At 60.9% G+C, this 23,201-nt stretch carries 17 protein-coding genes and 1 pseudogene; 15 read left to right on the forward strand and 3 right to left on the reverse strand.

Annotated elements, in window-relative coordinates; translation table 11 throughout:
* Positions 1 to 49: 49 nt before the first annotated feature.
* Positions 50 to 1,414, reverse strand: coding sequence for a formimidoylglutamate deiminase (locus tag AACY18_RS01105; RefSeq protein ID WP_339432984.1), 1,365 nt, complete (start codon positions 1,412 to 1,414; stop codon positions 50 to 52).
* Positions 1,415 to 1,559: 145 nt separating this feature from the next.
* On the opposite strand from AACY18_RS01105, the gene hutC reads away from it, so the two are divergent.
* The 15 genes from hutC to mdoH all read left to right on the forward strand — a co-directional run bounded on the left by hutC (position 1,560) and on the right by mdoH (position 21,100).
* Entirely contained in the window at positions 1,560 to 2,270 is a 711-nt protein-coding gene (gene hutC, locus AACY18_RS01110; protein ID WP_221733185.1) for a histidine utilization repressor, read from the forward strand.
* Positions 2,267 to 2,836, forward strand: coding sequence for a HutD/Ves family protein (locus AACY18_RS01115; protein WP_339432983.1), 570 nt, complete (start codon positions 2,267 to 2,269; stop codon positions 2,834 to 2,836). The genes hutC and AACY18_RS01115 overlap by 4 nt, the downstream gene beginning before the upstream one ends.
* 429 nt (positions 2,837 to 3,265) lie before the next feature.
* Positions 3,266 to 4,948, forward strand: a complete 1,683-nt coding sequence (gene hutU, locus AACY18_RS01120) for a urocanate hydratase (protein ID WP_339464023.1) — start codon at positions 3,266 to 3,268, stop codon at positions 4,946 to 4,948.
* A 174-nt stretch (positions 4,949 to 5,122) separates the two neighbouring features.
* Positions 5,123 to 6,595, forward strand: coding sequence for a purine-cytosine permease family protein (locus AACY18_RS01125; protein ID WP_339432982.1), 1,473 nt, complete (start codon positions 5,123 to 5,125; stop codon positions 6,593 to 6,595).
* A gap of 70 nt (positions 6,596 to 6,665) precedes the next feature.
* Complete coding sequence (locus tag AACY18_RS01130; protein ID WP_339432981.1) at positions 6,666 to 7,634, forward strand: ABC transporter substrate-binding protein; 969 nt, start codon at positions 6,666 to 6,668, stop codon at positions 7,632 to 7,634.
* A 70-nt stretch (positions 7,635 to 7,704) separates the two neighbouring features.
* Positions 7,705 to 8,556 (forward strand): ABC transporter permease, encoded by an 852-nt coding sequence (locus tag AACY18_RS01135; protein WP_221733120.1) that lies wholly within the window; start codon positions 7,705 to 7,707, stop codon positions 8,554 to 8,556.
* Complete coding sequence (locus AACY18_RS01140; protein WP_339464000.1) at positions 8,553 to 9,383, forward strand: quaternary amine ABC transporter ATP-binding protein; 831 nt, start codon at positions 8,553 to 8,555, stop codon at positions 9,381 to 9,383. Before AACY18_RS01135 ends, AACY18_RS01140 begins: the two co-directional genes overlap by 4 nt.
* Positions 9,384 to 9,517: 134 nt before the next feature.
* A complete protein-coding gene (locus AACY18_RS01145) occupies positions 9,518 to 11,041 on the forward strand; it encodes an HAL/PAL/TAL family ammonia-lyase (protein ID WP_339464001.1) in 1,524 nt (507 codons plus the stop codon).
* A gap of 117 nt (positions 11,042 to 11,158) precedes the next feature.
* Entirely contained in the window at positions 11,159 to 12,691 is a 1,533-nt protein-coding gene (gene hutH / locus AACY18_RS01150; protein ID WP_339464003.1) for a histidine ammonia-lyase, read from the forward strand.
* A gap of 100 nt (positions 12,692 to 12,791) precedes the next feature.
* Positions 12,792 to 13,997 (forward strand): imidazolonepropionase, encoded by a 1,206-nt coding sequence (hutI, locus tag AACY18_RS01155; RefSeq protein WP_339464004.1) that lies wholly within the window; start codon positions 12,792 to 12,794, stop codon positions 13,995 to 13,997.
* 10 nt (positions 13,998 to 14,007) lie between these two features.
* Positions 14,008 to 14,811: an N-formylglutamate deformylase gene (gene hutG, locus AACY18_RS01160; protein ID WP_339432976.1), complete on the forward strand. Its 804-nt coding sequence runs from the start codon at positions 14,008 to 14,010 to the stop codon at positions 14,809 to 14,811.
* A gap of 228 nt (positions 14,812 to 15,039) precedes the next feature.
* Entirely contained in the window at positions 15,040 to 16,011 is a 972-nt protein-coding gene (gene pip / locus AACY18_RS01165; RefSeq protein ID WP_339432975.1) for a prolyl aminopeptidase, read from the forward strand.
* Positions 16,008 to 16,445 carry a D-aminoacyl-tRNA deacylase gene (dtd, locus tag AACY18_RS01170; RefSeq protein ID WP_339464006.1) on the forward strand — a complete coding sequence of 146 codons (438 nt, stop codon included), beginning with the start codon at positions 16,008 to 16,010 and terminating at the stop codon, positions 16,443 to 16,445. Before pip ends, dtd begins: the two co-directional genes overlap by 4 nt.
* Before the next feature lie 277 nt (positions 16,446 to 16,722).
* Positions 16,723 to 18,537 (forward strand): glucan biosynthesis protein G, encoded by a 1,815-nt coding sequence (locus AACY18_RS01175; protein WP_339432973.1) that lies wholly within the window; start codon positions 16,723 to 16,725, stop codon positions 18,535 to 18,537.
* Complete coding sequence (gene mdoH, locus AACY18_RS01180) at positions 18,530 to 21,100, forward strand: glucans biosynthesis glucosyltransferase MdoH (protein WP_339464007.1); 2,571 nt, start codon at positions 18,530 to 18,532, stop codon at positions 21,098 to 21,100. Before AACY18_RS01175 ends, mdoH begins: the two co-directional genes overlap by 8 nt.
* Positions 21,101 to 21,219: 119 nt before the next feature.
* On the opposite strand, the gene AACY18_RS27950 is transcribed toward mdoH, so the two are convergent.
* Together AACY18_RS27950 and AACY18_RS27955 are read right to left on the reverse strand one after the other, a co-directional pair.
* Positions 21,220 to 22,092 (reverse strand): methyl-accepting chemotaxis protein, encoded by an 873-nt coding sequence (locus AACY18_RS27950; RefSeq protein ID WP_445261940.1) that lies wholly within the window; start codon positions 22,090 to 22,092, stop codon positions 21,220 to 21,222.
* Positions 22,075 to 23,136 (reverse strand): annotated as a pseudogene (locus AACY18_RS27955) (methyl-accepting chemotaxis protein); the annotation flags it as partial. The gene AACY18_RS27950 and the pseudogene AACY18_RS27955, both read right to left, overlap by 18 nt.
* Positions 23,137 to 23,201 lie beyond the last annotated feature (65 nt).

Here is a 23,201-nt window from a genome sequence, read left to right on the forward strand (position 1 = left end):
GATACACCGCTTTCGCGAGCAAGTCCGCTCCCACATTTTTTGCGTTGTGTCAGCCTAAAAGCTCGCGCAGGACTTGAGTGAAGGCTCGCGCACTGTCTTCTTCCCCCGCATGCCGCCCATCGCGCACCACCCACTGGCCATTAACCAGCACGTCACGCACCTGACGATCACCGCCGGCAAACAACCAGCGATTCAGAATCCCGTCGCCATTGGCCGTCGCCAGGTACGGATCATTGCCATCGAGCACAATCCAGTCCGCCCGCTTACCGACTTCAAGCGCTCCAATTGGTTGCCCCAGTGCCTGAGCACCGCCCTCCAGCGCGGCGTCGTACAACGTGCGCCCGACCATCGGCTGATCCGCGCCATACAAGCGGTTGCGTCGTTGATCACGCAGACGCTGGCCGTATTCCAGCCAACGCAATTCTTCCACCACGCTGAGTGACACATGGCTGTCAGAGCCGATACCCAGGCGGCCACCTTGAGCGAGGAAGTCCACGGCCGGGAAAATCCCGTCGCCCAGGTTGGCCTCGGTGGTCAGGCACAAACCGGCGATGGCGCGGCTCTTGGCCATTAGCGTGACTTCTTCCGGATTGGCGTGAGTGGCATGGACCAGGCACCAGCGTTGATCGACTTCGGTGTTTTCATAGAGCCATTGCAGGGGGCGGCGCCCGCTCCAGCTCAGGCAGTCATCGACTTCCTTTTGCTGCTCGGCGATGTGGATGTGCACCGGGCACTGCTTGTCACTGGCCGCCAGCACTTCGCTGATTTGCTGCGGGGTGACCGCGCGCAACGAGTGGAAGCACAGACCCAACGATTGCGCCTTTTGCTGTGCCAACAGCGGCTGCAAACGTGATTGCAGCTTCAAGTAGTTTTCGCTGCTGTTGATGAAGCGGCGTTGGCCGTCATTCGGGGGCTGGCCGCCGAAACCTGCATGGCTGTAGAGCACCGGCAGCAGCGTCAGGCCGATGCCGCTGTCACTGGCAGCCTGACTGATGCGCAACGCCAGTTCGGCCGGGTCGGCGTACGGCTGACCCTTGCTGTCGTGGTGTACGTAATGAAATTCGGCCACCGAGGTGTAACCGGCCTTGAGCATTTCGATGTACAGCTGTCGGGCGATCACGCCGAGTTGATCCGGGCTGATTTTTCCGACGAGCCGATACATCAGATCGCGCCAGGTCCAGAAACTGTCGTTGGGATTGCCGGCCACTTCGGCCAGCCCGGCCATCGCCCGCTGGAACGCGTGGGAGTGCAGATTGGGCATCCCCGGCAGCAACGGCCCGCTCAGCCGTTCGGCGCCCTCTGCGGTGGAATCGGCCTGGATTTGGGTCAACACGCCATCAGCGCTGACCTCAAGACGTACATGATTGGCCCATCCGTTAGGCAGCAGCGCGCGTTCGGCAAAGAAAGCGGACATGGTTCAGCACCCCATCGTGTGTTATTTGTATATACATATACAGACGTTTGCCTGCTCGGTAAACTCCGGCAAGCTAGCAACCTCTACCGACGAACAAGGATCCACCGTGCCGACTCCGCCTCCAGTTTCCCCGTTGGCCGCGAACATGGGCGACAGTCCGGCGCCCTTGTACGCGCGTGTCAAACAGATGATTACCCAGCAGATCGACAGCGGTAACTGGCCGCCGCACTACCGCGTGCCGTCGGAAAGCGAATTGGTCAATCAACTCGGTTTCAGCCGCATGACCATCAACCGCGCGCTGCGCGAGATGACCGCCGACGGCCTGTTGGTGCGCATGCAAGGTGTCGGCACTTTTGTCGCCGAACCGAAGAGCCAGTCCGCGCTGTTTGAAGTGCACAACATCGCTGATGAAATCGCCTCCCGTGGTCATCGCCATACTTGCCAGGTCATCACCCTTGAAGAAGAGGCCGCCGGTTCCGAGCGGGCGCTGGCGCTGGACATGCGCGAAGGGCAGAAAGTCTTTCACTCGCTGATCGTGCATTACGAAAACGACATCCCGGTGCAAATCGAGGACCGTTTCGTCAACGCGCTGGTCGCCCCGCAATACTTGAAGCAGGACTTCACCCTGCAAACGCCTTACGCCTACCTCAACCAGGTCGCGCCGCTGACCGAGGGCGAGCATGTGGTTGAAGCGATTCTTGCCGAGCCGTCGGAGTGCAAGTTGCTGCAGATCGAGAAAGGCGAGCCGTGCCTGCTGATTCGCCGCCGCACCTGGTCGGGGCGTCAACCGGTGACGGCTGCGCGTCTGATTCACCCAGGTTCTCGTCATCGTCTGGAAGGACGCTTTCATAAATGAATGGTTTGAAAGTTTTACGCGCCGAAGGCTACCCACGCATGCCGTGGAAGAACGGCGGCGGCAGCACTGAAGAAATCACCCGCGATGCGGGCGCAGGTCTGGAGGGTTTTGGCTGGCGCCTATCGATTGCCGATATCGCGGAGTCGGGCGGTTTTTCGACCTTCGCCGGTTATCAACGGGTGATCACCGTGTTGCAGGGTGACGGCATGACCTTGTGTGTGGACGGTGACGACACCCAGCCTCTGTTACCCCTCGACCCGTTCGCTTTCGGAGGTGAAAGCCAAGTGTCCTGCACGTTGCTTGGCGGGGCGATTCGCGATTTCAACCTGATCTATGCTCCGCAGCGCTACAGCGCACGTTTGCAATGGCTGGACGGCGCGCAGCGGTTTTTCAGCTCGGCGGGGACGCTGCTGGTGTTCAGTGTCAGTGAGTTGCTGCAAGTGACAGTCGGTGAGGACAGGGCACAACTTGGCCGGCATGATTGCCTGCAACTGGACGGTAACACCGGGTTGGTTGAAATCTCCGTCGATGGCGGTTGCTGCGTAATCGAGCTGACAGCACGCTGACCTGAATCGGGTCACACATCCTGTGGCGAGGGAGTAAATCCCCTCGCCACCCATGTATTCACACTTCTTGTTTCCCCGGCGCACCAACTTGTTACCGAACGCCCCAGCGTGGCGCAACACCACGCTTTCGTAACCCTCTCGCAATGCCCCAAACACACCCCCGCGAAAAATTTAACCCACGCCAGAACCCTTGATTCAGGCGTCCTCCAGCCTCGTCCGCTATGTTTCTTGAGCCGCCCCTCAACAAGTTGGCCGCTTGATTGCATATGCTTGTATGTACAAGTAAAGACGTATGCGTATGAGTCGCTCGAGACTCTCTGCAGCGTCCACTGATTCGCTTGCGCGCATTGAAGCGCACAGGCTGCTTGCCCACTGCCAGGGTTGGTTTGAATTGATCGCTGAGGAGTCTTTTTCGTGACTGACAACAAAATGACCGCTGCCCCTTTTACAAAGCACCGTGACGTCGAAATCCGTGCTGCACGCGGTAACAAGCTGACCGCCAAAAGCTGGCTGACCGAAGCGCCGCTGCGCATGCTGATGAACAACCTTGATCCGCAAGTGGCCGAGAACCCGAAAGAACTGGTGGTCTACGGTGGCATCGGTCGTGCGGCGCGTAACTGGGAGTGCTACGACAAGATCGTCGAGAGCCTGACCAATCTCAATGACGACGAGACCCTGCTGGTGCAATCCGGCAAGCCGGTCGGCGTGTTCAAGACTCACAGCAACGCCCCGCGCGTACTGATCGCCAACTCCAACCTCGTCCCGCACTGGGCGAGCTGGGAGCATTTCAACGAACTCGACGCCAAAGGCCTGGCCATGTACGGCCAGATGACCGCCGGCAGCTGGATCTACATCGGCAGCCAGGGCATCGTCCAGGGCACCTACGAAACCTTCGTTGAGGCCGGTCGTCAGCACTACAACGACAACCTCAAAGGCAAGTGGGTGCTGACCGCCGGGCTGGGTGGCATGGGTGGCGCTCAGCCTCTGGCCGCGACCCTGGCCGGCGCTTGCTCGCTGAACATCGAATGCCAGCAGGTCAGCATCGATTTCCGCCTGAAAAGCCGTTACGTCGACGAGCAAGCCACTGACCTCGACGACGCCCTGGCGCGCATCGACAAGTACACCAAAGAAGGTAAAGCGATTTCCATCGCGCTGCTGGGCAACGCCGCTGAAATTTTGCCGGAACTGGTCAAGCGTGGCGTGCGCCCGGACATGGTCACCGACCAGACCAGCGCCCACGACCCACTCAACGGCTACCTGCCGGCCGGCTGGAGCTGGGACGAATACCGCGCCCGCGCCAAGACCGAACCGGCCGCTGTGATCAAAGCCGCCAAGCAGTCGATGGCCGTGCACGTCAAAGCGATGCTGGAATTCCAGAAGCAAGGCATCCCAACCTTCGACTACGGCAACAACATCCGTCAGATGGCTCAGGAAGAAGGTGTTGAAAACGCATTCGACTTCCCGGGTTTCGTACCGGCCTATATCCGTCCGCTGTTCTGCCGTGGCATCGGTCCGTTCCGTTGGGCGGCCCTGTCGGGCGATCCACAGGATATTTACAAAACCGACGCCAAGGTCAAAGAGTTGATCCCGGACGACGCCCACCTGCACAACTGGCTGGACATGGCCCGTGAGCGCATCAGCTTCCAGGGCTTGCCGGCGCGTATCTGCTGGGTTGGCCTGGGCCTGCGCGCCAAGCTGGGTCTGGCATTCAACGAAATGGTCCGTAGCGGCGAGTTGTCGGCGCCGATCGTGATCGGTCGTGATCACCTCGATTCCGGCTCGGTGGCCAGCCCGAATCGTGAAACCGAATCGATGCAGGACGGTTCCGACGCCGTGTCCGACTGGCCTCTGCTCAACGCTCTGCTCAACACCGCGAGCGGCGCGACCTGGGTGTCCCTGCACCACGGCGGCGGCGTGGGCATGGGCTTCTCCCAGCACTCGGGCATGGTGATTGTCTGCGACGGTACGGACGAAGCGGCCGAGCGTATCGCCCGCGTGCTGCACAACGACCCGGCCACGGGTGTCATGCGTCACGCCGATGCCGGTTACCAGATCGCCATCGACTGCGCCAAGGAACAGGGCCTGAACCTGCCGATGATTACCGGTCAATAAACGCAACTCTGTGGGAAATGCTTTGGGTGGGGGTGGGCTTGCTCACGAATGCGGTGGATCAATCAGCACATGTTTCGAATGTGCCGACCCCTTCGCGAGCAAGCCCGCTCCCACCAAAAGCAACCCACGCAAGACGCTCAGTGAACTCGAATAACAATCCACAGAGGTTGAATCATGGCTGTTAACCCTGATCGTGCAGGCAACAAACCGTTGATCGAAAGGCGTTCGATCGACTACATCCCGGAAGCGGAAAGACACGGTCGTCTGTTTAGCCAATTCACCCTGTGGATGGGTGCCAACCTGCAAATCACTGCGATTGTCACCGGGGCGTTGGCCGTGGTGCTGGGCGGTGATGTGTTCTGGTCGTTGATCGGTCTGTTGATCGGTCAACTGCTGGGCGGCGGGGTGATGGCACTGCATGCGGCGCAAGGGCCGAAGCTCGGTCTGCCGCAGATGATTTCCAGCCGTGTGCAGTTCGGCGTTTATGGCGCGGCCATCCCGATTGTGTTGGTGTGCCTGATGTATCTGGGTTTCACCGCTACGGGCACGGTGCTTTCCGGCCAGGCGCTGGGCCAGTTGTTTGGCGTCAGCGACAGCGTCGGCATTCTGATCTTCGCCAGTGTCATCGTGCTGGTCACGGTGATGGGTTATCGGGTGATCCACTGGATTGGCCGCGTCGCCAGCGTCATTGGCGTGATTGCTTTCGTATTTCTGTTCTGGCGTCTGATGAGCCAGACCGACGTCGGTGCACTCCTGCAAATCCGTCACTTTAGCTGGAGCAGTTTTTTGCTGGCGGTGTCGCTCGCGGCGTCCTGGCAGATCGCTTTCGGCCCTTACGTGGCGGACTACTCACGCTACCTGCCGAGCAAGACGTCAGCGGTGAAAACCTTTTTCGCTGCGGGCGCCGGTTCGGTGATTGGCGCACAAGTGGCGATGATCCTTGGTGTGTTCGCTGCCGCTTCAGCCAACGGCCAGTTCGCCGGCCATGAAGTGGCTTATATCGTCGGTCTGGGCGGAACCGGTGCCACCGCTGCGTTGCTGTATTTCAGCATCGCGTTCGGCAAGGTCACCATCTCGACGCTGAACTCCTACGGCAGCTTCATGTGCATCGCGACCATCATCAGCGGTTTCCGTGGCCACCTGACGGTGTCGCGCTTGCAGCGTCTGGTTTTCGTGGTGGTCATCGTCGGGGCGGCAACGCTGATCGCATTGCTCGGTCAGCACTCGTTCCTCGGTGCGTTCAAGTCCTTCATTCTGTTCCTGCTGGCGTTTTTCACGCCTTGGAGCGCGATCAACCTGGTCGACTACTACTGCATCACCCGCGAGCGCTATGACGTGCCGGCACTGGCCGATCCAAATGGTCGCTACGGCCGCTGGAACGTCCTCGGTATCAGCGTCTATGTGTTCGGTGTGCTGGTGCAACTGCCGTTCATTTCCACCAAGTTCTACACCGGCCCGCTGGTGGCCGCCCTCGGCGATGTGGATATTTCCTGGATCATCGGCCTGGTGCTGCCCGCCGCCCTTTATTACGTGTGCGCAAAAAAATGGCACAGCACGGTGCCCGATCACCTGATTCTGCCGGTCGAGCAGGACAGCCATGCACAACCTGAGAAAAACAGGGCCAGTCGCGCTGCGGCGCAGGCCTGATTGGACGTGGACAGGGCTGGATGCCTCTTGACTGCCGTAAGCCCAACTCATGATTAGGAGCGTCACGACAATGAAATCGAACAAGACCCTGCTGACCACACTGCTTTCGATGGGCCTGCTCGCCAGTGCCGGCGCCACCCAGGCGGCCGGCTGGTGCGAATCGGGCAAACCGGTGAAATTCGCCGGGCTGAACTGGGAAAGCGCCATGCTGCTGACTGACGTGCTGCAAGTGGTGCTGGAGAAAGGTTACGACTGCAAGACCGATAGCTTGCCGGGCAACTCCATCACCATGGAAAACGCCCTGAGCAGCAACGACATTCAAGTGTTCGCCGAAGAATGGGTCGGCCGCAGCGAGGTCTGGAACAAGGCCGAGAAGGCCGGCAAGGTCGTTGGTGTCGGCGCGCCGATCGTGGGCGCTGTTGAAGGCTGGTACGTGCCGCGCTACGTGATCGAAGGCGACGCCAAGCGCAAGCTTGAGCCCAAAGCCCCGGACCTGAAAAACATCGCTGACCTGGGCAAATACGCCGCCGTGTTCAAGGACGCTGAAGAACCTTCCAAAGGCCGTTTCTACAACTGCCCGGCTGGCTGGACCTGCGAACTGGACAACAGCGAAATGCTCAAAAGCTATGGTCTGGAAAGCAGCTACACCAACTTCCGTCCGGGCACCGGCCCGGCGCTGGATGCGGCGGTGTTGTCGAGCTACAAGCGTGGTGAACCGATCCTGTTCTACTACTGGTCGCCGACCCCGCTGATGGGCCAGATCGACGCGGTCAAGCTCGAAGAAAAGCCGGGCGTCGACAAGACAGTGAGCATCAAGGTCGGCCTGTCGAAAACCTTCCACGAGCAAGCCCCGGAACTGGTGGCCGTGCTGGAAAAGGTCAACCTGCCGATCGACCTGCTGAACCAGAACCTGGGACGCATGGCGAAGGAACGTATCGAGTCGCCAAAACTGGCGAAAATCTTCCTCAAGGAACATCCTGAAGTCTGGCACAAGTGGGTGAGCGACGACGCCGCCAGGAAAATCGACGCGGCCTTGTAGGTTGAGCTTCTCCGGCTGCCGGCATCGGCAGTCGGACGCTTGATCGCAACCCCTTGATTGAGAGTCTCTTATGTTTCCCGAAAGCTTTACCTTTTCCATCGCCGACTGGGTCAACGGTTGGGTCGATTCGCTGGTCACCAACTACGGCGATGTGTTCCGCCATATCTCCGACACGCTGCTGTGGGCCATCGTCAACCTCGAAGGCATGCTGCGTGCAGCACCCTGGTGGTTGATGCTGGCGATCGTCGGCGCCGTGGCCTGGCACGCCACACGCAAAGTGGCGACCACCGCGGTGATCGTCGGTTTGCTGTTTCTGGTGGGCGCTGTCGGCCTGTGGGACAAGCTCATGCAAACCCTGGCGCTGATGATGGTCGCGACGATCATTTCGGTGCTGATCGGCATCCCGCTGGGGATTCTCTCGGCACGCAGCAATCGCCTGCGTTCGGTGTTGATGCCGCTGCTCGACATCATGCAAACCATGCCCAGCTTCGTGTACCTGATCCCGGTGCTGATGCTGTTCGGTCTGGGCAAGGTGCCGGCGATTTTCGCGACCGTCATCTACGCCGCACCACCGCTGATTCGCCTGACTGATCTGGGCATTCGCCAGGTCGACGGCGAGGTGATGGAGGCCATCAACGCTTTCGGCGCCAACCGCTGGCAGCAACTGTTCGGCGTGCAACTGCCGCTGGCCCTGCCAAGCATCATGGCCGGGATCAACCAGACCACCATGATGGCCCTGTCGATGGTGGTGATCGCCTCGATGATCGGTGCCCGGGGTCTGGGTGAAGACGTACTGGTGGGCATTCAGACCCTCAACGTCGGACGCGGCCTCGAAGCCGGTCTGGCGATCGTGATTCTCGCAGTGGTCATCGACCGCATTACTCAGGCATACGGTCGGCCACGGCATGAGGTGAGCAAATGAACGACGCAACCGTGAGCAAGATCGAAGTCAAAAACGTCTTCAAGATTTTCGGCAACCGTGCCAAGGACGCACTGGCGATGGTCGGCCAGGGCAAGACCAAGGATCAGGTACTGAGCGAAACCGGTTGCGTGGTCGGGGTCAATGACCTGTCGCTGAGCATCGGCACCGGCGAGATCTTCGTGATCATGGGCCTGTCCGGCTCGGGCAAATCGACCCTGGTGCGCCACTTCAATCGTCTGATCGACCCGACCAGCGGCGCGATCCTGGTCGACGGCGTGGACATCCTGCAATACGACATGGATGCCCTGCGCGAATTTCGTCGGCACAAGATCAGCATGGTGTTCCAGAGCTTCGGCCTGCTGCCGCACAAGACCGTCCTCGACAACGTCGCCTACGGCCTGAAAGTGCGCGGCGAAAGCAAGCAGATGTGCTCTGAACGTGCGCTGCACTGGATCAATACCGTGGGCCTCAAGGGCTACGAAAACAAATACCCGCACCAACTGTCCGGAGGCATGCGCCAGCGAGTCGGCCTGGCCCGGGCTCTGGCGGCGGACACCGACATCATCCTGATGGACGAAGCGTTCAGCGCCCTGGATCCGTTGATCCGCGCCGAGATGCAAGACCAGTTGCTGGAGCTGCAAAAGACCCTGCACAAGACCATCGTCTTCATCACCCACGACCTCGACGAAGCCGTGCGCATCGGGAATCGCATTGCAATTCTCAAGGACGGCAAGCTGATTCAGGTCGGCACGCCAAGAGAAATCCTGCATTCGCCGGCTGATGAATATGTCGACCGGTTCGTGCAGCGGCGGGCGGCGGTGGTTTAGGCAGTTTTGTGTTGGCTGGTCCGGCCCCTTCGCGAGCAAGCCCGCTCCCACATTTGGAATGCGTCCCCTGTGGGAGCGGGCTTGCTCGCGAAGGCGTCGGTAAAGCTGCATCAATATTACGGTTGAGGTTTTAGATGTCCCAGGCTGAAAAAATCGTTATCACTGGCAGCCCCCAGCGTCGGCAGGACGTGGTCGCCGTCGCCCGGCACGGCGCGCAATTGGAGTTGTCGAGCGAGACCTGGGCGCGCATCGAAAACGCACAGGGTATCGTCCAGCGCATCGTCGAAAGCGGCGAGCGCGCGTATGGCGTCAACACTGGTCTGGGCGGGTTGTCCAACGTCTCGCTCAAAGACGAACAACTCAGCCAGTTGTCGCGCAATACCTTGCTCAGCCACGCCTGCGGCGTTGGTCCGGTACTGCCTGACGAACAGACCCGCGCGATCATCTGCGCGGCGATCCACAACTACAGCCACGGCAAATCCGGCATTCATCGGCGGGTGGTCGAAGGGCTGCTGGCGCTGCTCAATCGCGGCATCACCCCGCAAGTGCCGTCGCAAGGTTCGGTGGGTTACCTGACCCACATGGCACACATCGGCATCGCGCTGCTGGGCGTGGGCAATGTCAGCTATCGCGGCCAGATCACCTCGGCGCAACAGGCGTTGGCCGAAGAGGGGCTGCAACCGGTGCCACTGGGGGCGAAGGACGGTTTGTGCCTGGTCAACGGCACGCCTTGCATGACCGGCCTCAGTTGCCTGGCGATTGCCGATGCCACGCGTCTGCTGCAATGGGCCGACGTGATCGGCGCGATGAGTTTCGAAGCCCAGCGCGGACAGATTGCGGCGTTCGATGCCGAGATCATCGCGCTCAAGCCGCACCCGGGCATGCAGCAGGTTGGTGTCAATCTGCGCGCCCTGCTCGACGGCAGTGAAGTGATCGCCTCAAGCAAAGGCATTCGCACGCAGGACGCCTTGAGTATCCGTTCGATCCCGCAGGTGCATGGCGCCGCGCGCGATCAACTGGCGCACGCGATCAAGCAGGTCGAAGCCGAACTCAACGGCTGCACCGACAATCCGTTGCTGCTCGGTACGCCGGATAACTTCCGGGTCATGTCGCAAGCCAATCCGCACGGCCAGTCGGTGGCGATGGCGGCGGATCTGCTGGCAATCGCCATGGCCGAAATCGGCTCGATTGCCGAACGTCGTCTCGATCGCTTGGTCAACCCGCACGTCAGCGGTTTGCCGGCGTTTCTGGTGGCCAACCCGGGGGTGAACTCGGGGATGATGATCGTGCAATACGTCGCCGCGTCGCTGTGTGCCGAAAACCGTCAATTGGCGCAGCCGGCGGTGCTCGACAACTACATCACCTCAGGCTTGCAGGAAGACCACCTGAGCATGGGCACCAACGCTGCGCTGAAGCTGCACCGCGCCCTGGAAAACTGCACGCAGATCCTCGCCATCGAATATCTGCTGGCGGCGCAGGCGTTTGAATTCTTGAAAGAGCAGCGTTTTGGCGCGGGCACTGATATCGCGTGGCGCCTGCTGCGTGAGAAAGTCCCGGCCTACGATCAGGACCGCTGGCTGGCGCCGGATATCGCCGCCGCTGCGAGCGTTTTGAAAGATACGAACGCGCTGCACAACGTCTTACCGAATCTGCACTGACAAACACCCATACCAGCGTGCCAAGGCGCGGATCGTCCACAAGACGAGAAACGACGGATAACGGAATGCTCCGGAGCGACTGGTAGTTAATAACAAACTCTCAAAAGGAGCATTTAAATGACTGCGCTGAACCTGATCCCCGGCCAACTGAGCCTGGCCCAACTGCGTGATGTTTTTCAAAACCCGGTCAAGCTGACCCTCGACAACAGTGCATCAAAGCAGATCGAAGCCAGCGTAGCCTGCGTCGAGCAGATCCTCGCCGAGAACCGCACGGCCTACGGCATCAACACCGGTTTCGGCCTGCTGGCCTCGACCCGCATCGCCAGCGAAGACCTGGAAAACCTTCAGCGTTCGCTGGTGTTGTCCCATGCCGCCGGTGTCGGTGAGCCGATCAGCGATGCGCTGGTGCGGCTGGTTATGGTGCTCAAGGTCAACAGCCTCAGCCGTGGTTTCTCCGGCATCCGCCGTGTGGTGATCGATGCGCTGATCGCGCTGATCAACGCCGAGGTTTATCCGCACATTCCGCTCAAGGGGTCGGTGGGCGCATCCGGCGACCTCGCGCCACTGGCGCACATGTCGCTGGTGCTGCTGGGCGAGGGCAAGGCGCGGCACAAGGGCGAGTGGATGGCGGCGACCGAAGCGCTGAAAGTCGCCGGTCTGACGCCGCTGACGCTGGCGGCGAAGGAAGGTCTGGCGCTGCTCAACGGTACTCAGGTGTCTACTGCGTTTGCGCTGCGCGGTCTGTTTGAAGGTGAAGACCTGTTCGCTGGCGCCTTGGCGCTGGGCGGTTTGACGGTTGAAGCGGTGCTCGGTTCGCGCTCGCCGTTCGACGCGCGTATCCACGCCGCCCGTGGTCAGAAAGGCCAGATTGACGCCGCTGCCGCTTACCGTGATCTGCTCGGTGAGCGCAGCGAAGTATCCGACTCGCACCAGAACTGCGAAAAGGTTCAAGACCCTTACTCGCTGCGCTGCCAGCCGCAAGTCATGGGCGCGTGCCTGACCCAGTTCCGTCAAGCGGCTGAAGTGCTGGCGATCGAAGCCAACGCCGTGTCGGATAACCCGTTGGTGTTCGCCGCTGAAGGCGATGTGATTTCCGGCGGTAACTTCCACGCCGAACCGGTGGCCATGGCCGCTGACAACATGGCCCTGGCCATCGCTGAAATCGGCTCGCTGAGCGAACGCCGCATCTCGCTGATGATGGACAAGCACATGTCGCAACTGCCGCCGTTCCTGGTGGCCAATGGCGGCGTGAACTCCGGTTTCATGATCGCCCAGGTGACGGCGGCAGCGCTGGCCAGCGAAAACAAGGCGCTGTCCCATCCGCACTCGGTGGACAGCCTGCCGACGTCGGCCAACCAGGAAGACCACGTCTCGATGGCCCCGGCGGCCGGCAAGCGTCTGTGGGAAATGGCCGAGAACACCCGCGGGATTCTTGCGGTGGAGTGGCTGGCGGCGGCGCAGGGCCTGGACTTGCGTAACGGTCTGAAAACCTCGGCGAAGCTGGAACAGGCCCGGGCGATTTTGCGTAAAGAAGTGCCGTTCTATGAGAAGGATCGGTTCTTTGCGCCGGACATCAATGCCGCGACTGAGTTGTTGGCATCGCGTTGCTTGAGCGAGCTGGTTCCTGCCAGGCTTTTGCCGAGCCTGTGATGGCCTTTTCCCGAGCAAGCCCGCTCCCACAGGGAAACGCATTCCAAATGTGGGAGCGGGCGTACTCGCGAATCGATTTTGAACAAGACGAGGACTTGGGATGAAAACCCTCTGGCAACACTGCCACGTCGCAACCATGGCGCAAGGCGTCTACTCGATCATCGAGGATGCGGCCATCGTGACGTCCGGTGCGCACATCGAGTGGATCGGCCCGCGCAATCAATTGCCATCCGGCGAATACCCGGCGGTCAATGACTTGCAAGGCGCGTGGGTCACCCCCGGCCTGATCGACTGCCACACCCACACGGTGTTCGGCGGCAACCGCAGCGGCGAGTTCGAAAAGCGCCTGCAAGGCGTTAGCTACGCCGAGATCGCCGCGGCCGGCGGTGGCATCGCCAGCACCGTACGTGCGACGCGCGAAGCGAGCGAAGACGAATTGTTCGCCAGTGCCGCCAAACGCTTGAAAAGCCTGATGCGTGACGGCGTGACCACGGTCGAGATGAAATCTGGCTACGGCCTCGATCTGGCCAATGAGCGCAAGATCCTGCGGGTGATTCGGCGTCTGGCTGCCGAACTGCCGATCAGCGTGCGCAGTACCTGTCTGGCCGCACATGCGCTACCGCCGGAATACAAGGATCGCGCTGACGATTACATCGATCTGGTCTGCACCCAGATGCTGCCAGCGTTGGCCGCCGAAGGTTTGGTTGATGCCGTGGATGCGTTTTGCGAATACCTGGCGTTCTCGCCGGAACAGGTGGAGCGCGTGTTCATCGCCGCCCACAAACTGGGTCTGCCGGTGAAGCTGCACGCCGAGCAATTGTCCTCGCTGCACGGCTCCAGTCTGGCGGCGCGCTACCACGCGTTGTCGGCCGATCACCTGGAGTTCATGGACGAAGCCGACGCCATCGCCATGGCCGAATCCGACACGGTCGCGGTGCTGTTGCCGGGCGCGTTCTACTTCCTGCGTGAGACCCAACTGCCGCCGATGGAAGCCTTGCGCAAGCACAAAGTGAAGATCGCCATCGCCAGCGACCTCAACCCCGGCACTTCGCCGGCGCTGTCGTTGCGCCTGATGCTCAACATGGCGTGCACCTGTTTTCGCATGACCCCGGAAGAAGCCTTGGCCGGCGCGACGATTCATGCGGCGCAAGCGCTGGGCATGGCTGACACCCACGGTTCGCTGGAAGTCGGCAAGGTTGCGGATTTCGTCGCCTGGCACATTGATCGTCCGGCGGACCTGGCCTATTGGCTCGGTGGTGATCTGGACAAACGCGTCGTGCGTCACGGCGTCGAATCAAGTCTGTAGGAGAACGGATGTGGATAAGGTTCTGAGTTTCAAACAAGGTCGTGTGCCGCTGCTGATCAGCATGCCTCACGCGGGGCTGCGTCTGACGCCTGCGGTCGAGGCTGGCCTGATCCCTGATGCGAAAAGCCTGCCGGACACCGACTGGCATATTCCTCAGTTGTACGATTTTGCCGAAGAACTGGGCGCCAGCACTTTGGCAGCCGAATATTCGCGTTTCGTCATCGACCTGAACCGGCCGTCTGACGACACGCCGCTGTACGCCGGCGCCACCACCGGGCTGTACCCGGCGACGCTGTTCGATGGCATCCCGTTGTTCAAGGAAGGCCAGGCGCCTTCCAAAGAAGAACGCGCGACGTACCTTGAGCAAATCTGGACGCCGTACCACCGCACCCTGCAGGAAGAACTGGCGCGGTTGAAGGCCGAATTCGGTTACGCGTTGCTGTTCGACGCGCACTCGATCCGCTCGATCATCGCGCACCTGTTCGACGGCAAACTGCCAGACTTCAACCTCGGTACCTTCAATGGCGCCAGTTGTGATCGGCAACTGGCCACGCAACTGGAAGCGATCTGCGCCCGCCACGGCGAGTACAGCCACGTCCTGAACGGACGCTTCAAGGGCGGCCACATCACCCGCCATTACGGCAACCCGGCCGAGAACATCCACGCCGTGCAACTGGAACTGTGTCAGTGCACTTACATGGAGGAGTTCGAACCGTTCCGCTATCGCGCCGACCTGGCCGAGCCGACGCAAGTGGTGCTCAAGGAATTGCTGCAGGGCTATCTGGCCTGGGCAAAGTCTCACTACACCGCATAACCCACTGTGGGAGCGGGCTTGCTCGCGAAGGCGTCACATCAGTCAACATATGGGTTGAATGACACACCGCTTTCGCGCGCAAGCCCGCTCCCACTCGGTTTATCGGCAGCAGAAAAATCGCGGTAGTGCACAGGCATGCTCATTGACGTAAATCGGGTTTATGATGCCCAACGGCAGAATAATAGAAGTCCCCCCCAGGGATGACCTCGACCCCTTACGGAGCGCGCAATGCAGACTTTGTTCCCGCAGATCAAACCTCACGCCCGGCACGATCTGGCTGTCGACGACACGCATACGCTGTACGTCGACGAGAGCGGTTCACCGCAAGGCTTGCCGGTCGTGTTCATCCACGGCGGCCCTGGCGCCGGTTGCGATGCTCAGAGCCGACGCTATTTCGATCCGAACCTGTACCGCATCGTCACTTTCGACCAGCGCGGTTGCGGACGCTCCACCCCGCACGCCAGCCTGGAAAACAACACCACTTGGGATCTGGTCGCCGACCTCGAGCGAATCCGCCAGCACCTGGGCATCGAAAAATGGGTGTTGTTCGGTGGTTCGTGGGGTTCGACCCTGGCGCTGGCCTATGCACAAACCCATCCGGAGCGTGTGCATGGCTTGATCCTGCGCGGGATCTTTCTCTGCCGCCCGCAGGAAATCGAGTGGTTCTATCAGGCTGGCGCCAGCCGTCTGTTCCCCGATTACTGGCAGGACTACATCGCGCCGATCCCGCTGGACGAACGCGACGACCTGCTCAGCGCTTTCCACAAGCGCCTGACCGGCAACGACCAGATCGCCCAGATGCACGCCGCCAAAGCCTGGTCGACCTGGGAAGGGCGCACCGCGACCCTGCGGCCGAACCCGCTGGTGGTCGATCGGTTCTCCGAGCCGCAGCGCGCGCTGTCGATTGCGCGAATCGAATGCCACTACTTCACCAACAATGCCTTCCTTGAACCGAACCAACTGATTCGCGACATGGGCAAGATCGCTCACTTGCCGGGCGTGATCATTCACGGTCGTTACGATGTGATCTGCCCACTGGATAACGCCTGGGAATTGCATCAGGCGTGGCCGAACAGCGAGTTGCAGGTGATTCGCGACGCCGGTCATGCGGCGTCCGAACCGGGTATCACCGACGCGCTGGTGCGCGCCGCGGGCAACATGGCCCAGCGCCTGCTCGACCTGCCGCCCGAAGAAGCATGAAGGGCCTGTTACAGCGAGTGCGTGGCGCTCGCGTAGAGGTGGCGGGCGAAATAGTGGGTGCGGTCGATCAGGGGTTGCTGGTTCTGGTGGCGATCGAGCCCGACGACACGCGTGTCAGCGCCGACAAACTTCTGCATAAGCTGCTTAACTATCGGGTATTCAGCGACGCCGAGGGCAAGATGAATTTGTCCTTGGCGGACGTGGGGGGCGGGTTGATGCTGGTCTCTCAGTTCACCCTGGCCGCCGACACCAAAAGCGGGTTGCGGCCGAGCTTTTCAACGGCGGCGCCACCGGCTCTGGGTGAGGAATTATTCGACTATCTATTAAGCAAAGCGAAACAGGTGCATGGCACTGTGGCATCAGGTAGATTCGGCGCCGATATGCAGGTGCATTTGGTCAACGATGGCCCGGTTACCTTTTTGTTACAGACCTGAAAACACCGGAAACACCTTCTTTAGGAAATTTCGACTGTTTTTAGGGTGTTTTCGCGATAAATACTTTGCTAGCCCTGATGCGTTGTCACGCGGGCTACTAGATAATCGCGCGCTATGGGGATCAGCGTTCGTTGGTCCATTTTTGACTTAGGTAGAGACTTGTCTGGATCCGATTGGGGAATCATTTTGCCCCAGCGGAGTCGGAACAATGCTCGCCAACCTGGCATATAGATAGCTGGCCGTTGGTTTTTTGATCTGTTTTCGGCGAGGGTTGCTCGTGATTGTTAGTCCCTGTAATGCAGCAAAATTGTCTGCCAAACGCGTTCGAAGTGCTTTGGTAGCGGGCTCCGCGCTCCTGTGCCTGCTCAGCGCCAGTCAGCTTTGGGCGTTCAATCTTGACGATGTATCGGCCAAGGCTAAAGAGCTGGCCGGACAGAAGTTCGAAGCCCCCCGCAGCAACCTGCCGAACGAATTCCGCGACATGAAATTCGCGGACTATCAGAAAATCCGCTTCCTCACCGAAAAGGCTGAGTGGGCTGATCAGAAGACCCCGTTCAAACTGTCCTTCTATCACCAGGGTATGCACTTCGATACACCGGTGAAAATCAACGAAATCACGGCTAACACCGTCGAAGAGATCAAATACGATCCTTCGCGTTTCGATTTCGGCGATCTGAAATTCGATCCCAAGGCCACCGATAAACTCGGTTATGCCGGTTTCCGTGTGCTGTACCCGATCAACAAGGCCGACAAGCAAGACGAAATCATGACCATGCTGGGCGCGAGCTACTTCCGCGTCGTCGGCAAGGGGCACACCTATGGGCTGTCGGCGCGTGGCCTGGCCATCGACACCGCATTGCCGTCGGGCGAAGAGTTTCCGCGTTTTCGCGAGTTCTGGATTGAACAGCCCAAGCCGGCTGACAAGCATCTGGTGATCTACGCCCTGCTGGATTCGCCGCGTGCCACCGGCGCCTATCGTCTGATCCTGCGTCCGGGCAGCGACACCATTGTCGACGTCAAGGCGCAGATGTTCCTGCGTGACAAGGTCGGCAAACTGGGCATCGCCCCGTTGACCAGCATGTTCCTGTTCGGCGCCAACCAGCCGTCCAAAGTCCTCAACTACCGTCGAGAACTGCACGACTCCAGCGGTCTGTCGATCCATGCCGGCAATGGCGAGTGGATCTGGCGTCCGCTGAACAACCCTAAACACCTGGCCGTGAGCAACTTCAGCGTCGACAACCTGCGCGGTTTCGGTCTGCTGCAACGTGGCCGTGACTTCAGCCACTACGAAGACCTCGACGACCGCTACGACAAGCGCCCAAGCGCCTGGATCGAGCCGAAGGGCGACTGGGGCAAGGGCACCGTTGATCTGGTAGAGATTCCGACCGCCGACGAAACCAACGACAACATCGTTGCGTTCTGGAGCCCGGAAAAAATGCCGGAGCCGGGCCAGCCACTGGACTTCGCCTACCGCATGCACTGGACCATGGATGAAGCCGCGATTCACGCACCGGACAGCGCCTGGGTTGCGCAGACGCTGCGTTCGACCGGTGACGTCAAGCAGTCGAATCTGATCCGTCAACCCGATGGCAGCGTTGCCTACCTGGTCGACTTCGAAGGTCCATCGCTGGCGGCGCTGGCCCCGGATGCCGACGTTCGCAGCCAGGTCAGCGTCGGTGACAACGCCGAACTGGTTGAAAACAGCGTGCGCTACAACCCTGAAACCAAGGGCTGGCGCTTGACCCTGCGGATGAAAATCAAGGACGCGAGCAAGTCGACCGAAATGCGTGCCGCACTGGTTCAGCCATTGGTAACCGCTGATCTGGCCAAGTCGGCCGTGCCGACGTCCAACTCCTCCGTTGCCAAAGCCGACAAGGTGGCCGCCAAGCAACAAGCGAAAGCCGACAAGGAAGCCAAGGCAGCCGAGGCCAAACAGGCAGATGCCAAGCCAGACGCAGAGGCCAAGGACAAGGCCAATAAAGACGCCAAGCAGCCAGCCGCTGCGGACGCGGCCCCAGCCACACCGGAATCGGCACCGACTGAAGAAGTCCTGACCGAGACCTGGAGCTATCAGTTGCCTGCCGATGAGTAACTCTCAAGTACAGCCAGAGACTCTGTCCGAGTATCTGGCGCATCTGCCGATGACCGACGAGCAGCGCGCGGAACTCGCGGGTTGCCAGTCGTTCAGCGAGTTGCATGAACGCCTGTCATCCTCGACGTTCGACGCGCCGACCGAAGCCGCCCAGGCTTCGGTGGGCAAGCGCCTGACCTTGAGCACGGCCGAAGCGCTGGAAGATGCGCAAATGCTGGTGCTCGACGCCAGCGGCCGGATCAGCCTCAAGGCCACGCCGCCGATTCGTCGCACCAAAGTCGTGCCGGAGCCTTGGCGTACCAATGTTCTGGTGCGTGGCTGGCGCCGCCTGACCGGCCGCACCAACCCGCCGCAACCGCCCAAAGACGAAAACGTACTGCCGGCCGCGCGCTGGCGTACCGTCGGTTCGATCCGCCGCTACATTCTGTTGCTGCTGATGCTCGGCCAGACCATCGTTGCCGGTTGGTACATGAAAGGCATCATGCCGTACCAGGGCTGGTCTTTCGTCGACCTGGACGAAGTCGTGCACCAGCCGCTGCTGCAAACGGCCACGCAAGTGCTGCCGTATGCGCTGCAAACCAGCATCCTGATTCTGTTCGGGATTCTGTTCTGCTGGGTGTCTGCCGGTTTCTGGACCGCACTGATGGGCTTTCTCGAATTGCTCACCGGTCACGATAAATACCGCATCTCCGGCAAAAGCGCCGGCAACGAGCAGATTCCAAAAGATGCGCGCACCGCACTGGTGATGCCGATCTGCAACGAAGACGTGCCTCGGGTGTTTGCCGGTCTGCGTGCGACGTTCGAATCGGTGGCCGCCACCGGTGACCTGGATCGTTTCGACTTCTTCGTGCTCAGCGACAGTAACGACACCGACATCTGCGTGGCCGAGCAACAAGCCTGGCTGGACGTCTGCCGCGAAGCCAAAGGCTTCGGCAAGATTTTCTATCGCCGCCGACGCCGCCGTGTGAAACGCAAGAGCGGCAACCTCGACGACTTCTGCCGTCGCTGGGGCGGTGACTACAAGTACATGGTCGTGCTCGACGCCGACTCGGTCATGAGCGGCGAGTGCCTGACCAGTCTGGTGCGCTTGATGGAAGCCACGCCGGACGCCGGGATTATCCAGACCGCGCCGCGTGCGTCGGGCATGGACACCCTGTATGCGCGCATGCAGCAGTTCGCGACCCGCGTGTATGGCCCGTTGTTCACTGCCGGTCTGCACTTCTGGCAGTTGGGTGAATCCCATTACTGGGGTCACAACGCGATCATCCGCATGAAGCCGTTCATCGACCACTGCGCCCTGGCGCCGTTGCCGGGCAAAGGCGCGTTTTCCGGGGCGATCCTGTCTCACGACTTCGTGGAAGCGGCGCTGATGCGGCGTGCCGGCTGGGGCGTGTGGATTGCCTACGACCTGCCGGGCAGCTACGAAGAGTTGCCGCCCAACCTGCTCGACGAACTCAAGCGTGACCGTCGCTGGTGCCACGGCAACCTGATGAACTTCCGACTGTTCCTGGTCAAAGGCATGCACCCGGTGCACCGTGCGGTGTTCCTGACGGGCGTGATGTCGTACCTGTCGGCGCCGTTGTGGTTCTTCTTCCTGGTGCTGTCCACCGCGCTGCTGGCGGTGAACACGCTGATGGAGCCGCAATACTTCCTCGAACCGCGCCAGCTCTATCCGCTGTGGCCACAATGGCACCCGGAAAAGGCAATCGCGCTGTTCTCGACCACGATCGTGCTGCTGTTCCTGCCGAAGTTGTTGAGCATCATCCTGATCTGGGCCAAGGGCGCGAAAGAGTTCGGCGGCAAGTTCAAAGTGACGCTGTCGATGCTGCTGGAGATGCTGTTCTCCATGCTGCTGGCGCCGGTGCGGATGATTTTCCACACCCGTTTCGTACTGGCTGCGTTCCTGGGGTGGGCCGCCACCTGGAACTCGCCACAGCGTGACGACGACTCCACGCCATGGAGCGAGGCGGTCAAGCGCCACGGGCCGCAAACGCTGCTGGGCTTCTGCTGGGCGCTGTTGGTGATCTGGCTGAACCCAAGCTTCCTGTGGTGGCTGGTGCCTATCGTCGGTTCGCTGATGCTGTCGATCCCGGTGTCGGTGATTTCCAGCCGTGTGGGTCTGGGCTTGAAGTCCCGTGACGAGAGCCTGTTCCTCATCCCTGAGGAATACAATCCGCCACAGGCGCTGTTGGCCACCGATCAGTACACCCACGAAAATCGCTGGCACGCACTGAACGACGGCTTTGTCCGCGCCGTGGTCGACCCGCAGCAGAACGCTTTGGCGTGCTCGCTGGCGACGGCCCGTCACGGCCAGGCGGAGCCGATCGAGTGGCTGCGTCAGGAGCGTGTGCGTCACGCACTGAAGGTTGGCCCGGCAGCGCTGAGCAACCATGATCGCCTGCAACTGTTGAGCGATCCGGTCGCTTTGGCGCGGCTGCACGAGCAGGTCTGGGCCGAAGGTCACGCCGAGTGGCTCAACGCCTGGCGCGCATCGGTGAAAGCCGACCCACACGCGCCGCTGCTACCGCTGCGACCGGTCAGCCCGCAGGCTCAACCGGCCTGATGAAAAAAACCCGCGAAAGCGGGTTTTATGGCGCTGAGAAGTCCCGCGCCTTGGGATGAAGCTGGCTGCCAGCGATAACATCACCTCGGGCCAGAGCGAACCGAGGCAGATCCGTTAGCTCAAACCTTGAATCGACCCACCAGCATTTGCAAATGCGTCCCCAGTCGCGCCAGTTCAACGCTGGACGCGGCTGTCTCTTCACTCGCCGCCGAGGTCTGATCCGACACATCGCGCACGTTCAGCACGCTACGGTTGATCTCTTCGGCCACGGCGCTCTGCTGCTCGGCTGCTGCCGCGATCTGCTGGTTCATCGCCTGAATCGCCGAGACGGTGCGGGTGATGCTTTCCAGCGAACCGCCAGCACGACGAGTCAACTCAACGCTGCTGTCAGTCAGGCTGCGGCTGTTGTCCATGATCGTCGCCACTTGCTGGGTGCCGTTTTGCAGGCCGACGATCAGTTCTTCGATCTCTTCGGTGGACTTCTGCGTGCGCTGGGCAAGGCTGCGCACTTCGTCAGCAACCACCGCGAAGCCACGGCCGGCCTCGCCCGCACGCGCCGCTTCAATTGCCGCGTTGAGCGCCAGCAGGTTGGTTTGCTGGGCCACGGACTTGATCACGTCGAGCACGCTGCCAATCTTGTCGCTTTCGCGTTTGAGGTCGCCCATGGCTTCGGTGGAGTGGCCCACCTCAACGGCCAGACGCTCGATCTGGGTGATCGCCTCACCCACCACTTTGTCGCCTTCGCGGGCCTGCTGGTCGGCGGCAACGGCGGCTTCGGAAGCCTCTTCGGCGTTGCGCGCGACTTCCTGCACGGTGGCGGCCATTTCGTTCATGGCGGTGGCGACCTGGTCGGTCTCGATCTTCTGATTGTTGACCCCGGCGCTGGTCTGCTCGGTCACGGCCGACAGTTCTTCGGCAGCGCTGGCGATCTGGGTGACGCCTTCGCTGATGCCACCGATCAACTCGCGCAGGCCTTGGGTCATGCTCTGCATCGAGCGTTGCAATTGGCCCAGTTCATCGCGCCGCAGCGAGACCAGGTTGTGGGTCAGATCGCCGGCCGCCACGCGTTCGGCAACCTGCAGGGTCTGGTTCAACGGAATGATGATCTGCCGGGTGATCGCCCAGGCCGCCAGCAGGCCGAAAGCTACCGCCAGCAGGGTGGCGATGATCAGCATGTTCTTGGCGTGTGCGGCATCGGTGTCGCGCACGATGGTCTGGGATTCGGTGAGTTTTTTGCTCACATCGAGGAGGATGTCGCCCTGAGCCGACATGATTGCCTTGGCCTTGGCGGTGTTGATCTGGGAGTCGCGGAACTGGGCGACCGCTGCGCGATAGGCCTTGATTGAGTCAGTGGCCTGCTGCAGGTTGGCGATGTGCTGTTCCGGCAGCTTCGATGGCAGGCTCTCGAGATTCTTCAGCGCATTGTCGATGGCGTCCAGCGCCGGCTGCTCAGCATCGGCCTTGCCGCTGTAGGTGTAGCCGCGCACCTGATAGCGCGCCTGCTGCAGCAGTTTGCTCAGTTCGATCACGCTGTTGAATTGGGCGACGCTGTCGCCCTGCAGCATGGATTTTTCAACTTCCGAAATCTTCGCCACGGCGTTGTCGGCATTGGCGCCAAGCTTGCTGCGGGCGTCTTCGCGCTGAACGGTGGCCTGGGTCATGTCGGCAAAGGCGCGTTTGTATTCGGCGACGGCGGCCAGTTGCTGATCGACCATTGCCGCATCGGAGGGTTGCTCGATCAGGGTGCGAGCGGTTTGCAGGCCGCTGTCGAGTTTGCCAAGCAGTTCGTTGACGGTGCCGGGACCTTGTTCGCCACGACGGGCTTCATAGTCCAGTCGCGCCAGGCGCAGATCCTTGGTCAGCTCGTTCAGGCCGGAGATGAAACCAAGCTTGTCGCCACGGCTGATGATGCCGCTCATGCCGGTCCAGCCGGTGAAGGTGATCAACAGCGTCAGCACCAGCACCAGGCCGAAACCGATTCCCAGCTTGCGTTTGACGCTGACGTTTCCAAGACTCTCGGCTAACCAACGGTACATGCGACGACTCCCTCAGACCACTCATTGGACTTATGGGAACTGTATCGGCTGGGTGATGGCAATCT

Source organism: Pseudomonas sp. EA_65y_Pfl2_P74, assembly GCF_963970575.1.
Lineage (GTDB): Bacteria > Pseudomonadota > Gammaproteobacteria > Pseudomonadales > Pseudomonadaceae > Aquipseudomonas > Aquipseudomonas baetica_A.

Coding starts and splice junctions, on each gene's coding strand:
- AACY18_RS01105 (WP_339432984.1), bottom strand. CDS start 1,414: ATGTCCGCTTTCTTTGCCGAACGCGCGCTGCTGCCTAACGGATGGGCC.
- hutC (WP_221733185.1), top strand. CDS start 1,560: ATGGGCGACAGTCCGGCGCCCTTGTACGCGCGTGTCAAACAGATGATT.
- AACY18_RS01115 (WP_339432983.1), top strand. CDS start 2,267: ATGAATGGTTTGAAAGTTTTACGCGCCGAAGGCTACCCACGCATGCCG.
- hutU (WP_339464023.1), top strand. CDS start 3,266: ATGACCGCTGCCCCTTTTACAAAGCACCGTGACGTCGAAATCCGTGCT.
- AACY18_RS01125 (WP_339432982.1), top strand. CDS start 5,123: ATGGCTGTTAACCCTGATCGTGCAGGCAACAAACCGTTGATCGAAAGG.
- AACY18_RS01130 (WP_339432981.1), top strand. CDS start 6,666: ATGAAATCGAACAAGACCCTGCTGACCACACTGCTTTCGATGGGCCTG.
- AACY18_RS01135 (WP_221733120.1), top strand. CDS start 7,705: ATGTTTCCCGAAAGCTTTACCTTTTCCATCGCCGACTGGGTCAACGGT.
- AACY18_RS01140 (WP_339464000.1), top strand. CDS start 8,553: ATGAACGACGCAACCGTGAGCAAGATCGAAGTCAAAAACGTCTTCAAG.
- AACY18_RS01145 (WP_339464001.1), top strand. CDS start 9,518: ATGTCCCAGGCTGAAAAAATCGTTATCACTGGCAGCCCCCAGCGTCGG.
- hutH (WP_339464003.1), top strand. CDS start 11,159: ATGACTGCGCTGAACCTGATCCCCGGCCAACTGAGCCTGGCCCAACTG.
- hutI (WP_339464004.1), top strand. CDS start 12,792: ATGAAAACCCTCTGGCAACACTGCCACGTCGCAACCATGGCGCAAGGC.
- pip (WP_339432975.1), top strand. CDS start 15,040: ATGCAGACTTTGTTCCCGCAGATCAAACCTCACGCCCGGCACGATCTG.
- dtd (WP_339464006.1), top strand. CDS start 16,008: ATGAAGGGCCTGTTACAGCGAGTGCGTGGCGCTCGCGTAGAGGTGGCG.
- mdoH (WP_339464007.1), top strand. CDS start 18,530: ATGAGTAACTCTCAAGTACAGCCAGAGACTCTGTCCGAGTATCTGGCG.
- AACY18_RS27950 (WP_445261940.1), bottom strand. CDS start 22,092: ATGCAGAGCATGACCCAAGGCCTGCGCGAGTTGATCGGTGGCATCAGC.